Source organism: Halomonas sp. BL6, assembly GCF_006228115.1.
GTDB lineage: Bacteria > Pseudomonadota > Gammaproteobacteria > Pseudomonadales > Halomonadaceae > Vreelandella > Vreelandella piezotolerans.
The window spans coordinates 147466-163609 of sequence record NZ_VDGL01000001.1 but is presented as its reverse complement, the minus strand read 5'-3'; the positions used below and the strand labels follow the sequence as shown (position 1 = coordinate 163609).

Annotated in this window: 11 protein-coding genes; 2 read left to right on the top strand and 9 right to left on the bottom strand. The window is 61.2% G+C overall.

Annotation, left to right across the window (positions count from 1 at the left end; genetic code table 11):
- Window positions 1-58: 58 nt before the first annotated feature.
- Entirely contained in the window at window positions 59-1000 is a 942-nt protein-coding gene (locus FHJ80_RS00735; RefSeq protein WP_139525162.1) for a PHP domain-containing protein, read from the bottom strand.
- A gap of 146 nt (window positions 1001-1146) precedes the next feature.
- Between FHJ80_RS00735 and FHJ80_RS00730 the strand changes: the two genes are divergently transcribed.
- Both FHJ80_RS00730 and mnmC read left to right on the top strand, forming a co-directional pair.
- Window positions 1147-1446: a YciI family protein gene (locus FHJ80_RS00730; protein ID WP_139525161.1), complete on the top strand. Its 300-nt coding sequence runs from the start codon at window positions 1147-1149 to the stop codon at window positions 1444-1446.
- Window positions 1447-1605: 159 nt separating this feature from the next.
- Window positions 1606-3639 carry a bifunctional tRNA (5-methylaminomethyl-2-thiouridine)(34)-methyltransferase MnmD/FAD-dependent 5-carboxymethylaminomethyl-2-thiouridine(34) oxidoreductase MnmC gene (gene mnmC / locus FHJ80_RS00725; RefSeq protein WP_139525160.1) on the top strand — a complete coding sequence of 678 codons (2034 nt, stop codon included), beginning with the start codon at window positions 1606-1608 and terminating at the stop codon, window positions 3637-3639.
- Here the strand turns inward: mnmC and FHJ80_RS00720 are convergent.
- The 8 genes from FHJ80_RS00720 to FHJ80_RS00685 all read right to left on the bottom strand — a co-directional run bounded on the left by FHJ80_RS00720 (window position 3633) and on the right by FHJ80_RS00685 (window position 16125).
- Window positions 3633-3905: a YheU family protein gene (locus tag FHJ80_RS00720; RefSeq protein ID WP_139525159.1), complete on the bottom strand. Its 273-nt coding sequence runs from the start codon at window positions 3903-3905 to the stop codon at window positions 3633-3635. The genes mnmC and FHJ80_RS00720 overlap by 7 nt on opposite strands.
- A complete protein-coding gene (gene ligA, locus FHJ80_RS00715; protein WP_139525158.1) occupies window positions 3902-5938 on the bottom strand; it encodes an NAD-dependent DNA ligase LigA in 2037 nt (678 codons plus the stop codon). Before ligA ends, FHJ80_RS00720 begins: the two co-directional genes overlap by 4 nt.
- Before the next feature lie 88 nt (window positions 5939-6026).
- Window positions 6027-7772 carry a cell division protein ZipA gene (gene zipA / locus FHJ80_RS00710; RefSeq protein ID WP_139525157.1) on the bottom strand — a complete coding sequence of 582 codons (1746 nt, stop codon included), beginning with the start codon at window positions 7770-7772 and terminating at the stop codon, window positions 6027-6029.
- A gap of 589 nt (window positions 7773-8361) precedes the next feature.
- Window positions 8362-11862, bottom strand: coding sequence for a chromosome segregation protein SMC (gene smc / locus FHJ80_RS00705; protein WP_139525156.1), 3501 nt, complete (start codon window positions 11860-11862; stop codon window positions 8362-8364).
- A 33-nt stretch (window positions 11863-11895) separates the two neighbouring features.
- Window positions 11896-13137, bottom strand: a complete 1242-nt coding sequence (gene ccmI / locus FHJ80_RS00700) for a c-type cytochrome biogenesis protein CcmI (protein WP_139525155.1) — start codon at window positions 13135-13137, stop codon at window positions 11896-11898.
- Window positions 13134-13604: a cytochrome c-type biogenesis protein gene (locus FHJ80_RS00695; protein WP_139525154.1), complete on the bottom strand. Its 471-nt coding sequence runs from the start codon at window positions 13602-13604 to the stop codon at window positions 13134-13136. Before FHJ80_RS00695 ends, ccmI begins: the two co-directional genes overlap by 4 nt.
- Window positions 13595-14122, bottom strand: coding sequence for a DsbE family thiol:disulfide interchange protein (locus FHJ80_RS00690; protein WP_139525153.1), 528 nt, complete (start codon window positions 14120-14122; stop codon window positions 13595-13597). Before FHJ80_RS00690 ends, FHJ80_RS00695 begins: the two co-directional genes overlap by 10 nt.
- Window positions 14119-16125 (bottom strand): heme lyase CcmF/NrfE family subunit, encoded by a 2007-nt coding sequence (locus FHJ80_RS00685; protein WP_139525152.1) that lies wholly within the window; start codon window positions 16123-16125, stop codon window positions 14119-14121. Before FHJ80_RS00685 ends, FHJ80_RS00690 begins: the two co-directional genes overlap by 4 nt.
- Window positions 16126-16144: the final 19 nt, after the last annotated feature.

Genomic DNA, 16144 nt, shown 5'->3' with positions numbered 1-16144 from the left:
GATGACTCCTAGTCGGCAGAGGTGAGAGTGTTCTCTTCAGCGTAGCTGATTCAACCGCTTAACACCCACGGACCAGCATGCCACTGGGGGCATCGCGCAGATGAGCCAAGCGAGGATGCTGCCAAATCGGCGGCGCGGCGGTACGGGGTACCGGGCTCATGCTGCCGGGGGCGGCATGGCTGCCGGGAAAGTGGAAGTCGCTACCCAGTGAGGCGTATAGCTCGCGTTCGACGAGCTGGCGCGCAAGGTCGCGGGTGGTGTCCGGGTTTTGCTGTCCGCTCACTAGCTCCACCCCTTGGCCTCCGGCGTCCATGAAGCTATCCATTAGCAGACCGCGTTTGCGCCGAGTGAGCCCGTAGCGTAGCGGATGAGCCAGCACGGCCACCCCGCCAGACGCCACGACCCAACCCACCACTTCGCTGATCTCCGGCCAGTGGGCTTTGACATCGCCCTTCTTTCCGCTGCCTAGATAACGTTTGAACGCGCCGGCCCAGTCGGCCACCACGCCTTCCGCCACTAGCGCCCGGGCAAAATCGGGCCGCCCGAGCGGGCGATCGCTGCCCGCCTGGGCGCGGGCTTTTTCCAGCGCATTGGGCAGCCCCATCTTTTCTAATCTTGCGGCGATCACGTCGGCACGCTGGATGCGCGCGTCGCGCTGGCGCTCCAACCCCTCGACCATCGGCCCCTGCAAGCCGCCTGGCAGCAGCGCGACCACATGGATACCGATGCCCTGCCAGCGAGTGGACAACTCGCACCCAGGCACTAGGCAGAGCCCCTGCTGCTGGGCGGCGATGCTCGCTTCCGCCACCCCCGCCATGGTGTCGTGGTCGGTCAAGGAGAGGTGGGTGACACCGCGTTCGGCACACAGCGCGACCAGCTCGGTAGGCGAGAGCGCACCATCGGAAGCGGTCGAGTGCATGTGCAAATCTACCGTGTAACGCTGGTCGGCTTCGAAGGCGGCGGGCAGTGCCGTCGCAAGAGCATTAGGAAGTAGTGGCATTAGCATGACGCCGTGTGGCGAGTTTGTCAGAATAGGCGTGTACAACACGAACAGGCTCGCCATGGTGCGCGCTAACCGGGGTGCGGTCAATGTATTGACCTTGGCGACAACGTCGCCACGTCCCCTGCCTTCAAGGAGTTATCCCCATGCTTTATGCCATTATCAGCGAAGACGTTGCCAACAGCCTAGAACGCCGCCTGGCGGCTCGCCCTGACCACCTTGCGCGTCTGGAAGCACTGCGCGACGAGGGGCGGCTCATTTTGGCAGGCCCACATCCCGCCATCGATGCCGATAACCCCGGCGATGCAGGCTTTAGCGGCAGCTTGGTCGTGGCGGAATTCGACAGTTTAGAAGAGGCGCAGGCATGGGCAGACGCCGATCCTTACATCATCGCAGGGGTCTATGCCAAGGTAATTGTTAAGCCATTCAAAAAAGTTTTGCCTTGACGCTTTGGGGCGAGTATGGAGGGTCCGCCCGCTTTTTCACAGAGCCTGTGGAAAACTCTGTGAAAACCCGGCGGACGCTTTTCTATAAGCCAGAGATAGCGCCCCGATGAACAAATTGATCATTTTTTAACCAACCATTCATTACCCACGGATGCCCGCGTGACACAACGCCCTGCTCAAGCTCCCACCCTGCCGCCACTGGCGGCATTGAGCGCCCCACAGCTCACTTGGAACGACACATCACCCCACTCGGACGCCTTCGACGACGTCTATTTTTCCCGTGAGGATGGCCGTGCCGAAACCGAGCACGTGTTTTTGGGAGCGAACCGGCTGCCAGAGCGCTTTGCGGCGTGGCAGGCATCGCGGGCGTTCGTGATCGGCGAAACGGGCTTTGGCACTGGCCTCAATATGCTCTGTGCGTGGGCCTGTTTCGAGCAGAACGCTCCAGCCGACGCGCGACTGCACCTGTTATCCACAGAAAAATTTCCGTTGAGCCGGGAAGCGTTGACGCGCGCGCTCAGCGCTTGGCCCTCGTTGGCGAGTTATTCACAGGTGCTATGTGCCCTCTGGCCTGACGCGGTCAGCGGTATTCACCGCTTACATTTAAGCGAGCGTGTCACCCTCGACCTTCACTTTGGCGACACCACCGAACGGCTCAACCTGCTGGACGGCCAAGTGGATGCCTGGTTTCTCGATGGCTTTGCACCCTCGAAAAACCCGGATATGTGGCAACCCGAGTTGTTCGAGGCCATGGCCGCCCGGTCTCGCCCGTGGGCGACGTTCGCCACCTTTACCTGCGCGGGCATCGTCAAGCGCGGCCTGAAAGCGGCGGGCTTTCACTGGCAGAAAGTACCGGGGTTTGGCCGCAAGCGAGAGATGCTGGCTGGTGGCATTGAAACACCCCCACCCGATGCGCGGCGCAGCGCAACGCCCTGGTTCATGCCCCCCACTCACCGCGACGCGCACCATGTGGTGGTGATCGGCGCAGGCCTAGCGGGAAGCAGCGTGGCGGCGGCGTTGGCCAAGCGCGGCAAACGGGTGACAGTCATCGAGCGCGACGCACCAGGCGCAGGCGGCTCCGGCAACCGCCAGGGGGCGCTCTATGTGAAGCTGGCGGTAGATACCAACCTGCAGAGCCGGTTCTATTTAGCGGGACTTCTGTATAGCCAGCGCCAGTTTGGACAGCTGGCGGCGGCTCATCCACAGGAGCCGCCGCTTTGGCAGCCGTGCGGAGTCGTGCAGCTGGCGCTCAGCGATAAAGAGGCCACGCGCCAACGCCGCTTCATGGCCCATCACCCGCTGCCCGCCTCCGTCGTGTCGGCACACACCGACACCACACTCAGCGAGCTGGCGGGCGTGCCGGTCTCGGCCTCCCAGGGGCTCTACTACCCACAAGCGGGATGGGCACGGCCAAAACGGCTTTGCGAGCAGTGGTTGCAACACCCCCGCATTACCGTGCAGCAGGGCGACGTCACCGGACTGGCACAGACATCGGAACAGACACCGAGATGGCAGGTCGCGCTGGCCAATGGAGAGAGGCTACAGGCCGACCACGTGGTGATCGCCACGGCGTCGCTGGCCAATCGGTTTACCCAAACCGCCGAATTGCCGCTGCAGCAGGTTCGGGGCCAGGTCAGCGAGCTAACGCTGCCAGAAGGCACCCAGACGCCGGATAAAGTAGTGTGCGCGGGAGGCTATGTGTCGCCGCCCATCGAGAACGTACTGACCTTTGGTGCGAGCTTCGTTCCCAACGACGCGACGAGCCACGTCATCGACGAAGAGCACCAGCGCAATATCGACGAACTGCGCCAGGCGCTACCAGAGTGGGTGGCCGCGCTTGAGGCCTCCGGCGTTTCATTACGCCCAGAGGCGCTGGAAGGCCGGGCAGCGGTGCGGGCCGCCAGCCCCGATAAAACCCCATACGCGGGGCCGGTGCCCAACGCGGCGGCATGGCAGAGGGACTATGCCGTACTGCGCAAGGATGCCTCGAAAGTACCGTCCATCCCCGGTGAACACTACCCAGGGCTGTGGATATCCACCGCGCATGGCTCACGGGGGCTGGCGAGCGCGCCGCTGTGTGCGGAAGTCCTCGCATCGCGCCTTTGCGATGAGCCGCTGCCCATCGAGCAGCCGCTGGTGGACCATCTTCATCCGGGGCGGCGGCTGATCAGCGCGCTAGTGCGGGCTCAGTAATCGCCCTCTTCCTCGTCATCCGCCAACTCTCGCCCAAAGGAGCGCCACTGGGCGAGAGTCATCACCTCGGTCATCTCGAGCTCTAGGTCGTGGGCAATGATCAGCTCGTGACGGTCAAGCTGCTGCTTGAGCTCGGCGACCCAGCCGCTCATGCCTTCGCCGGTATCGGTGGTGTCATACCCTTGGCGGGTGACGAAGGCTTCCAATAGCGCGGTGAGGGTGTCCGGCGGCAGCATGCGCGCCGGGACTTCGATAAAACGGCTCATTCGCTCTGCTCCCAGGCGGCTAAACGCTCGATGAACGTGGCTTCGTCGATCACCTCGACCCCCAACTGCTCGGCTTTAGTGAGCTTGCTGCCGGCGGCTTCACCCGCCACGAGGCAGGTCGTTTTCTTGGAGACACTGCCCGCCACTTTGGCGCCTAACGCTTGAAGCCGCGCTTTGCCTTCGTCGCGGGTCATGCTGTCCATCGTGCCGGTCAGCACCCAAGTCTGCCCCTCCAGCGGCGTGGGACCTTGCGTCACCTCGGCCTCTTGCCAGGTCACGCCCGCTTCGATCAACGCTTGCAGCGTCTCCAAGTTATGGGGCTGGCGGAAAAAGGTGTGGATATGCGCTGCCACTACGGGGCCCACGTCATTGACGGCCTCCAGCGCCGCCAGATCGGCCTCTTGTAACGCTTGCAGCGTACCGAAGTGGTTGGCCACATTGGCCGCCGTGGCCTCGCCCACCTCACGGATGCCCAGCGCGTAGATGAACCGCGCCAGCGTGGTCTGCTTGGCTTTTTCCAGCGCGTTGACCAGGTTGGTGGCGGACTTTTCGCCCATGCGCGGCAGGCTCTTCAACGGATCGACGCCAAGGTGGAACAGATCGGCCGGGGTTTTCACCCACGCCTGATCCACCAGCTGTTCGATCAGCTTCTCACCCAGGCCGTCGATATCCAGCGCTTTACGGCTGGCGAAGTGTTTTAGCGCCTCTTTACGCTGGGCGGCGCAGTACAGCCCACCGGAGCAGCGCGCCACGGCTTCGCCTTCGATACGTTCGATATCCGAACCGCACACAGGGCAGTGATCTGGGAAAACGATCGCCCGGGCGTCCGCCGGGCGCTTCTCTTCATCCACGCGTACGACTTGAGGAATGACGTCGCCCGCGCGGCGAATCGCGACCGTGTCGCCAATCATCACGCCCAGGCGACTAATCTCATCGGCATTGTGCAGCGTGGCATTCGAGACCGTCACCCCGGCAACGGTGACCGGCTCCAACCGGGCGACCGGCGTAATGGCGCCTGTGCGTCCCACCTGAAACTCCACGTCGTTTAGGGTAGTGACCTCTTCCTGAGCGGGGAACTTGAACGCCACCGCCCAACGCGGCGCGCGAGCAACGAAGCCCAGCTCCCGCTGATGGCGCAGGTCGTCGACCTTGATCACCACGCCGTCGATGTCGTAGCCCAGCTGATCGCGCTTAGCACCGAGCTGCTCGCAGTAGTCCGCGACGGCGTCGGGGCCTTGCAGCGTGGTGAGCTCTGTACTGGTGCGAAAACCCAAGGTGGATAAACGGGACATCAGCGTACTGTGGGTGGTGTCGCCCAAGTCGGGCTCCAAGCGGGCGGCTTGGTACGCGTGAAACTCCAACGGGCGGGTCGCCGTAATGCGCGGATCGAGCTGGCGCAGGCTACCGGCGGCGGCGTTACGCGGGTTGGCAAACACCTTACTGCCCTCCTCTCTGGCCCGCTCGTTGAGGGCTTCGAACCCGGCATGGCGCATGATCACTTCGCCGCGCACTTCCAGTAACTCAGGCACCTGCTGGCCCATGAGTTTGAGCGGTACCGAGCGCAGCGTGCGCAGGTTGGAGGTGATGCCCTCCCCGGTGCGGCCATCTCCCCGCGTCGCGCCGCTGACCAGTACGCCCTGCTCATACACCAGCGAGACCGCCGCACCATCCAACTTAGGTTCGCAGCTAAACGCGATCTCGCTGGCTTGGCACTCCAAACGCTCCGCAACGCGCTCGGCAAAGGCCGCGATGTCACCACGGCTAAAGGCGTTATCCAACGACAGCATGGGTATGGCGTGGGCGACTTCGGGGAAGCCCTCTGCCGGGGCGGCACCGACTCGTTGAGTGGGCGAGTCGGGGGAGATCAGCTCGGGGTGCTCGCTCTCTATCTGTTTCAAGCGCTGCAGTTTACGGTCATAGTCCGCATCGGTGAGCGTGGGTTCGTCCAGCACGTAATAACGGTGATTGGCATCATCGAGATCGGCGCGCAGCCGGCTGATCTCTTCCAACAGAGTGGGGTCAGGCTGACTCATTCAGAGATTCCGAAGACAGATAAACGGGTATTCAGTAACAAAAACACCCGCCTTCCAGAAGAAGGCGGGTGTCAGCGCAGTGTGGCGGTTAACGCGCCTGCAGTTGGCGATGCAAACGGTGACGACGTTCGAATTCATGCACCCGCTGACGGGCAAACTCGATGGTTTGTGCCGTCATCACGCTACGGTTTTCGTCTTTCAATTCACCGCCCATATGGCGAACGACGACCATGGCGGTCTCTACCATCGCCTCGAAGGCGGCAGAGCTATCCACCGCGCCGGGTAGCGGCATCAGGAACGTAATACCGGGTGTCACGAACTCGTCCATCTCTTCGATGGGGAACGTGCCGGGCTTGAGCACGTTAACCATGGAGAACTGCAGCTCGCTGTCCGGGCTTTCCGTTTCGAAACGGTGAAATACGCCCATGGTACGGCTATAGCGCAGCCCGCATGCCATGATGAGTTCGAGCAGCTTACCGCCATCGAACCCGTCCGGGTCACGGGAAAGAACGCTGATCACTACCATCTCGTCGGCATTGGCCAACGTCTCTTTGGCGTGCTCGCCGTTCACATCGTGACGTAGCGCTTTTTCCAAGGTCGGATGGGCGCGAACCACGTTATCTTGTGCAGCGTAGGTCGCTTCCAGCTCGTCATCGACGCCTTGGTAATGCTCATCGTAATGTCGTGCGCTGTCCTCATACTCATCATACTCATCCCATACGGGCGCCGACTGTGGGGCCTCCTGTTGGGCGGCTGCTTCATAGGCAGCGGCCTCCCGGGCTTGAGCCTTCTCTTGTGCGATACGTGCTTTTTCCGCTTCAGCAGCCTGCTTGGCTTCACGGCGCTGTTCGGCTTCCAGCGCTTTACGCTCGGCCTTCTGCTTGGCTAATGCTTCGGCGCGTTTGGCTTTCTCGGCCTTTTTGATCGCTCTCTCTTTACGGCGCTCGATGATGCGGCGTTTGAACGAGCGTCCAATACCTTCGAAATCGACCAAGCGGTACTCGTCGATTTCGTCGTCGTCCAGCTCACGGTCGCCAACGGTCTCATCACGCAGTTGCCGACGTTTGGGGGCATCAGCGGCGTGCTTGGCAAAAACGGCGTCCTCTGGCTCAGCGCGCAGCACCGGTTCAGGAGTCGGTGTCGGCTCATCGTCCGCGGCTTCTTTCGCTGCGGGCGCTTCGGCTGTCTTAGGTATGTCAGGCTGAGTGGTTGGCAGCTCATCGGCCGGTGCCGTTACAGCGGGCTCTTCGGCCGAAGCGCTCATGGCAGGTGCGCTGCTGGAGGCCTTGACGGGGTCAGGCGTTGCCGTTGCCGCAGACGTTGGCTGAGTCGCTATTGGCTGGGCCGGCGCTGCATCGACAGACACAGACGGTGCGGGTGTCGTTACCTGTGCGTCGTCTTTGGCAAACACACTCGGCTCGCGACGGAGGTCTGGTTTCACTTCTTGAGCTGCCGCGTGCCGTTCGGCAGGCCTGGGGGCAGCAGGCTCGGGACGAGACGTGGTTTTACTAGAGGGTTTACTGAACGAACGACGGAAATCCGACAGCACTTTGGAAGGGCCAGGGTGCTCTTGGCGTTTGAGTTTGGGCTTTTGCCCCAGCCCGCTATAGTCGGCGGGTTTGACGACCCGAGCACCGCCATTGGGCAGTTCCCAATTGATCTCGGCTTCTTTCGCCTCGTCGTCTAACTCTTCCAACTTCGCGGTAGGCAAATCTTTTACCGCTTGGTCTAGCCGGGGCACACGACGCTGACGCTGGAGCCTACGCACGCCGTCAACAACGATCAGCGAAACCAGAGCCAGTCCTAGAATGATTAACCACTCTCTTAATTCCATGTCGAGCATTCCATGGGTCATCTAACCGGTTACTAAGCGCAGTGCTTGCACTACGCCAGAATATGGGAACCTTCTTATAAAACGATATTTAGCACCAAGCATAGCGCGGTTACTACGAAAAGAGCCAACTTTTGCTGATTTTCACACGTTTGCGCTGCTATGAACGTTTTTTAGGCGAATTTTTCGACCTTATCAACCAGCAAAAGTGCCCAGCGCGTTATTTCATCTCTTTAAACAGTGTTTGAACACACCCTGCAAGGGGAAGCCACTACCTGCTTCAATCACTCTATTTAAACGTTATGCTAGTGAATGTTATTCACTATCGCTAGTTTCTTATTAATCCTTTGCGCTTTCGACGGCAGGCTGGGCAGACTTAACGTAACAGTAACGCTTTCATGCGGGCGCCTACTCCCACCTCGAGCCGCCCAGGCTCATTGCCAGCAACCGATTGTTATTAAAAGATTTAATACTCAACGGCCTGATTGACGCTGGGTGTTATCAAACGCTGACCAGCAGCGCTCGGCACATGACACGAGCAAATAAGGAAACTCTTGGGAAGCCGTGCCCAACATCGTCTCGAACCATGCCCCTACTCGACCAGTTCTGCCGCTTCATCGATCCCCACGGACACCAGCCGTGAGACACCTGGCTCTTGCATGGTGACCCCCATCAGGCGCTCGGCGGCTTCCATGGCGATCTTGTTATGAGTGATGTAGATGAACTGCACGCTTTCCGACATCTCTTTAACGAGCTTGGCGTAGCGGCCCACGTTGGCGTCATCCAGTGGCGCATCGACTTCGTCCAGCATACAAAACGGCGCTGGATTGAGCTGGAAGATGGCAAACACCAGCGACAGCGCGGTCAGCGCTTTCTCGCCCCCTGACAGCAAGTGTATGGTGCTGTTCTTCTTGCCCGGCGGGCGAGCCATGATGGCCACGCCGGTTTCCAATAAATCGTCACCGGTGAGCGTCAACCACGCCGCCCCACCGCCAAATACGCGGGGAAAGAGGGTTTGCAACCCGTTGTTCACCTGATCGAACGTTTCCCGGAAACGCACGCGGGTCTCTTGGTCGATCCGTTTGATCGCCCGCTCCAGCGTGTCGAGCGCTTCGGAAAGCTCGGCATGCTGGGCTTCGAGGTAATTACGCCGCTCGGCCTGCTGGTCATACTCCTCGATCGCGGCGAGGTTGATCGCACCCAGTCGGCGGATCTTTTCCGAGGTGCTCTCCAAGCGCTCTTGCCACGCTGGCTCACTGGCATCGCTGGGCAGCGTAGCGGCGAGCGCGTCGGCATCGTGACCCAGTTCCGCTAACTGCTCGTCTTGGGTGGCGGCTTTGAGCGCCAGCGCCTGCACCTCCATACGGCGCTGCTGTAGCTGTTCGCGGCTCTGCTCCAAATTGCGCTCGTGCTGCTGGCGGGCTAGTTCGTCGTTACGCAGCTGCTCGGCCAAGGTTTGAGCTTGCTGGCGCGTCTCGTTGAGCCGCCGCTCCTGCTGTTCGCGCTGGTGCAGTAGCTCTTCGAGTTCTTCGGCTGCCTGCTCATCGGGCTCGACCAGCATTTCTCGAGACTCTTCCAACTCGGCAATACGCAGCGAGAGGCGCTCTTCGGTATCGCTTGAACGGGCCTGCTGAGCGCGCAGGCTTTCACGCTCGGCTTTTAAGCGCTCGCGCTCCAGTGCCAACGCCTGCTGACGCGCCTTGAGCGGGGCATGCTGCTGGTTGAGCTGCTCACGCTGCTCACGCTGACGTTGGCGCTGCTCGGCGCTGGTTTCTCGCGCTTGAGCGGCTTCCTCCAACTGCTCCATGGCCGTATGCCAACGGGCGCGCTGCTCTTCTAAAGTAAGCGTTAACTCCGCCTCGTCCTCTTGCAGTTGCGATAACTCGTCGTCCAGCTCCGTCGCGCGGCTGGATAAATGCTCCAGGCGCTGGGCAAGCCGCTGCTCCTGCACCGCTAGCTGTTGGCGGGTAGCGGCATGGTCGCGCTCCTGCTCCGCCTGCTGCTCACGGGTCAGTTCCAACGTGTCGATCGTTTCACTAGCGACATCGCACTGCTCATCTAGCAAGACCAGCGCGGCTTCTGCTCGTTCGCGCTCGGTGGACAGCTCCTCGAAGCGACGACGAGTGACCAGTAGCGCATCGACGCCTTCGCCATTGGATTGCTGATGCAGCCAGCCACGCCCGCGCCATACGCCGTCTTGGCTGACCACACTCTCACCGGGAGCAAGCGTAGGCAGCAACGCTTCGGCCGCGTCAGCAGTACCGACGTAGTGAATACTCGCCAACCACTCCGTCAGCGCGCCCGCGCCTTTCACCAAATCGCTGAGGCGATGGCCTGCGCCCGCCGTGGCTGTGGAAGGCGGTGCTTGATCGATCAAGCACCACGCCGTCGCCAGCGCTTCGGGCAGCGCGTTTAGCTGATGAGCGGCTACCAGGCGGGCGTTGAGCCAGGGGGCGAGCAACCAGGAAATGACCCGTTCCCAGCCTTGGCTAACCGCGATGGCTTCACCCAAGCGGGGCGCATCGGCGAGGCCATGAGCGGCCAGCGTGTCGCTTAGCTGGGGGTCGTGATCGGCTAAGGCGGCATCCATTAGTGCCTGCAGTGAGGCGAGTTCGCCCTGCTGCTGGCTTAATGCAGCGCGCTGCGCATCGCGCTCGGCCACGGCGTGCTGATAGGCGCGTTTGGCATCGCTATAGCGCTGCTGCCACTGCTCACGCTCCACTTGGAAGGCGTCGGCACGTTGGTCGGCTTCTTCCAGGCGGGCTTGGTATTCGGCGTGCTCGTTTTGTAGCGCGGTCATATCGGCCAGCTCGTCGCGCTGCTGGCGGCGGCGTTGTCCCTCGGCCTGCAAACGGGCAATGCGCTGCTCTAAATCGCGCAGTTGATCTTGGCTACGGTCGGCGTCACGGCTGGCTTCGCGCCAACGGTTTTCGGCATCGGCCCACTGCTGTTCAGCGGCCTCTAACGCAGGCGTTGCGTCGGCCAGGGTTTGCTCGAGCATCTCGAGCTGCTCTTCCAGCGCTTCGTGCTCGGGCAGCAACTCTTCAAAGCGCTCGTCGATCACCGCGAGCCGCTCTTGGTCGCCCTCGCTGACCTGGCGCTGCTCGTCGAGATCCCTACGGGCGGTGGCAATGTCGTTGGCCAGCTGTGCTTCGCGGCTGCGGCGGTGGGCTTGATCCTGCTCTAAGCGGGCAATGCGCGTGGTGGTTTCATAAAACTGCAGCTGGTGGCGGTCCAGCACGTCGGCCAGCTCATCATGCTGCTCGCGGGCTTGCTCCAGGCGGGTTTCGCACTGACGAACGCCAAACACGTCTTTCTCGACGGCAATTTCCAGCTCGCGCACGCGGCTCTCTTGGTGAGACTGCTCGGCCCGCAGGGTACGGCCGCGCAGCAGCGCCAGCTCGCCTTTCAAGCGATACTCCTGCTGCTTGAGTTCTTGGTAACGCTTGGCGGCTTCCGCTTGGCGCTTGAGACGTTCGAGCTGCTTGTCCAGCTCTTCGCGAATATCGTCCAGGCGCTCCAGGTTCTCCTGAGTACGTCGCATGCGGTTTTCGGTTTCCCGACGACGCTCTTTGTACTTGGAGATCCCCGCGGCTTCTTCGAGGGTGGCACGCAGGTCGTCCGGTCGCGCTTCGATCAACCGCGAGATCATCCCCTGGCCGATGATGGCGTAGGAGCGCGGACCCAGACCAGTGCCCATGAACAGGTCGGCGATATCCCGGCGACGACACTTCTGGCCGTTGAAGAAGTAGTTGGACTGGCCATCCCGGGTGACTAGGCGCTTGACGGCAATTTCAGCGTACTGGGCGTACAAACCGCCCATACCGCCCTCACGGTTATCGAACTTCAACTCGATGGACGCCTGTCCGACCGGCTTGCGCCCGGTAGAACCATTGAAAATGACGTCGGCCATCGACTCGCCACGCAGGGTTTTGGCAGAGGACTCCCCCATCACCCAGCGTACGGCGTCAATGATATTGGATTTACCACAGCCGTTGGGCCCAACGATGGCCGTCATGTTGCCATCGAAGGGCACGGTGACCGGATCGACAAAGGACTTGAACCCAACGAGACGTATAGAGGTTAAGCGCATTGCGACCCTTAGCAGCGGTAGCTTACGTGGTGGTTATTCAAAAACACGGTTGATAACGACATTGGCGGTATCGTCTTCGCGAATGGGGCCGACGCTGACGCTCTCCACGTCGCCAAACAGATCCCCAGGCTGCGGCGTGGCCTGCCCAGATTCCGAGACACGCACCACCAGGCGCGCTTCACGCACCTGGGAGATTTGCGCTTGCGGCGACATGGCAGCGGCGTCGTCCAGCACCACGGTCATCGGCAGCTCAGAGACCCGAGCGCGGGTCACCGCCAGCGGCGGCAGCTCGCCGTCGATGTCCCGCGCGGTAATGAACACCGTCGCATCGTCGCTGACACGGTCTGCCAGCGCCTCATCCAACGAGACGCTCACCCGCACGCCTTGGCCCTGAGTGGCGGCAGGTGACTCCGGTGCAACGCCCATGCGCCCTTGGGCCACACGGATACCATCACGTAGGGAAGCAGCCGTCTCTGGGTCTGAAATATTGGCAACGGCACGGCGCCAACGGTCGATGGCCGTTTCATAATCACCATTATCGAAGGCGTGAATGCCCAGAAGCCCCAACACGGTCGGCTGACGGGGGTCTAATTCAAGCGTTTCATCGACCAGCGCCTGTACCTCGGGCGTTAACTCCCGCTCGGCCATGAAGAAGCGGAGCTGCGCCAACTGAGCGAGCAGCGGCGGAATGCGCCCTTCGATGGCGATCAAGCGCTCCAGCGCATCGACCGCTTTGTCAGGCTGACCGGTATCCCGGTAGAGTGGAAACAGCGAACTCCACACGTTGGGATTGTGGGGCTGGCGCTCCGCTTCGGCTTCCATCCTCTCCAGGAACATCATCAGCGAGCCTTCCGGATCGTTTCTGACCTCCTGCTGGATAGCGTACAGCGTCAGGTCACCTTCCGCGCCGTTTTGCTGGTACCAAAACGTGCTCGCCCCGACCACGGCCACCATGACCAGCGGCACCACCAGCCGTCCAGCGCTCGCAGCTTTCAGCGGCCGCTTGGCCTGAGTGGCGGTGTCTTCCAGCAGGCTGCGCTCTAGCTCTAGGCGATCTTCATTAAAACGAGCGTCGTCGATGTCGCCACGCTCGCGTGCCGCTTCCAGGGACGCCATGCGCCGCTGGAAAATCGCCACGTTCTGCTCAGCAGACGTATCGTTGGCTTCAAAGTGATCTAGCTGGTCGCGCAGAACGCGGGCACCGCGCATGGGGGCAATCAGCAGCCATAGCGCAGGCAATAACAGTAGTGCAATCGCTATCCAGAGCGGTGTCATGAAGACCTCTCGCGGTTGATCAGAGCATCCAAGCGGGCGCGCTCTTCGGCGCTCAACGCTTTCGCAGACGCATTCCGTCGAGCACGCACCATCAGTACGACCACGAGCGTGCCGAGGACGAACAGACCGATGGGCAGCCCCCACAGCAGGTAGGTGCGGTTTTCCAGGCGCGGGTTGTAGAGGATGTACTCCCCAAAACGCTGCACCATGTGATTGATGATTTCGATATCGGACTGACCATCTTGAAGCAGCTGATAGACCCGCTCGCGCATGTCACCGGAGATCGGCGCATCCGAGTCGTCGATGGCCTGATTTTCACACAGCGGGCAGCGCATCGAAGACGTCAGATCGCGATAGCGCTGCTCCATGACCGGATCATCGAATTCGCGAATCTCGATGCCGGCCGCCACGACACTACTCGACAGTACCAGCAACATCACGGCGAACACCCAACGCATTAACGCCATTTTTCTACCTCCGGCAGGATGCGCTCACGAACGTCTTCAGGTGACACGTAGCCTTTATGGTGGTATCGGATCACGCCTGCGGCATCCACCAAAAACGTCTCAGGCGCGCCATAAACACCGAGGTCGAAACCCAGGCTGCCCTCGGGGTCGAACACGTTGACCTCGAACGGGTCACCGAACTCGCTCAAAAACTCTAGCCCCTTTTCACGGGTGTCCCGGTAGTTGATGCCCACCATACGAATGCCGTGATCGGCGAGCTCTAAAAGCTGGGGCATCTCCTGCTTACATGCAGGGCACCACTCACCCCAGACATTGACCAGCGTGACCTCCCCCATCATCAGCGTTTGATCCACTTGGCGATCAGCATCGCGTAGCGTGGTGGCTTCGAATACGGGAAACTCACGTGCCATCAGCGCAGAGTCACGCTGCGACGGATCGCGCCCCAACCCTTGGTACAGAAACAGCGCGATACCGAGAAAGCCAATCGGCAGGAGTAAAAGCAGCAGGCGTCGTGTCATACCATAGCCTCCTGAGACGACGAACGATCCGTCCGGGCGGGAGCTGTCTGGCGACTCGCGGCACGACGATAGCGTTTATCCACAACGGCTAGAACGCCGCCAAAGGCCATGAGGAGGCCACCCAGCCACAGCCAGCGCACGAACGGTTTGTACTGGACGCGCATGGCGTAGCTGCCATCGCCCAAGTCTTCGCCCATGGCGACATAGAGGTCGCGGAACAAACCAGGGCGCAGCGCAACTTGGGTCATGGGCATGCCGGTGGCGAGGTAAAGGCGCTTCTCGGGGCGCATCACGAAGCTGCGTCCCTCGTCCCCGCGCTGTACCTGAATGATCGAAGTATCGGCCAGGAAGTTGGGGCCACGACGGTTGGTGAGTTCCGTCATGGTGAACTGATAGCCCGCCACTTCCACGGTGGTGCCCGGCGACATGCGCACGTTGCGTTCGATGTTGTAGTTCGAGACCACGGCAACGCCTAGAATGGTCACCGCGATGCCCACGTGGCCCAGCACCATGCCCCAGTAAGAGAGCGAAAGCTTACGCAACCCCGCCAACATCGAGCTGGCGTGACGGGTCTTGTCGAAGAGGTCGCGCACCATGGGCAGCACGATCCATAGCGCCGACACGATTCCCAATGACACCCACAAATTCCATTCGCCGCCATAGATCAACGGCAGGATAATGCCTAACACGAGAGCCACAGCGGCGGCTAATCCCAGCTTACGCCATAGCTCACGGCCACTCATGCTTTTCCAGCGCGCCACTGGACCCAGCCCCATGAAGACACACATCACCACGGTGAGTGGTACGAATAGTGCATTGAAGTAAGGGGGACCTACGCTGATTTTACCCAGCCCCAAAGAGTCCAGAATCAGCGGGTATACGGTGCCCAGCAGCACCGTGACGGTCATGATGACCAGCAGGATGTTGTTGATCAGCAGCAGGGAGTCCCGCGAAAGCCAGTTGAACCCCACTTTATGGCTCACCCGCGGGGCGCGTAGGGCAAACACCAGCAGCGATAGCGTGACGGTGATCGCCAGCAGCATCAGGATGAAGAAGCCACGCGAGGGATCGTTGGCAAAGGCGTGAACCGACGTCAGTACCCCCGAGCGCACCAGGAAGGTGCCCATCAGCGATAGCGAGAACGTCGAGATCGCCAACAACACCGTCCAACTCTTGAACGAGCCGCGCTTTTCGGTCACCGCCAGCGAGTGCACCAGTGCCGTGCCGGTAAGCCAAGGCAGCAGCGAGGCGTTCTCTACTGGATCCCAGAACCACCAGCCGCCCCAACCCAGTTCGTAATAGGCCCACCAGCTACCTAGCGCGATCCCGACCGTCAAAAATGCCCAGGCCACGTTGGTCCAGGGCCGTGCCCAGCGGGTCCAGGCAGCGTCCAGGCGCCCGCCCAACAGCGCAGCGATGGCGAAGGCAAACACTACCGAGAAACCTACGTAACCCATATAGAGCATCGGCGGGTGCACGATCAGGCCAAAGTCCTGTAGCAGCGGATTCAAGTCGGCGCCATCTTGCGGCATGTTCGGCAGCAAGCGCTCGAAGGGGTTGGAGGTCATCAAAATGAAGAGCAAGAAGCCCACACACACCATGCCCATAATGCCCTGCACCCTGGCCACCATGTCGCGGGGCAAGTCGCCCGAGAAGACCGATGCCGCGAATCCCCAACCCGCCAGCATCAAGCTCCATAGCAGCACCGAGCCTTCATGGTTACCCCACACGGCGCTGAATTTGTAGTACCAGGGCAGCAGGGAGTTGGAGTTGTTAGCGACATTAGCCACGCTGAAATCGTCCAGCATGTAGCTGGCGGTCAAGCAGAGGTAGGCAATGGTTACAAACAGGAATTGGCCGATGGCCATGGGACGACCATAGGCCATCCACAGCGGGCGACGCGTGGCAGCCCCGGCAAGCGGCATCACCGCCTGAACCACCGCCATGAGTAGCGCGATGACCAGGGCAAAGTGGCCGATTTCAGGAATGATCTTAATCAACATGGGTGCTCCGAATTAGCAT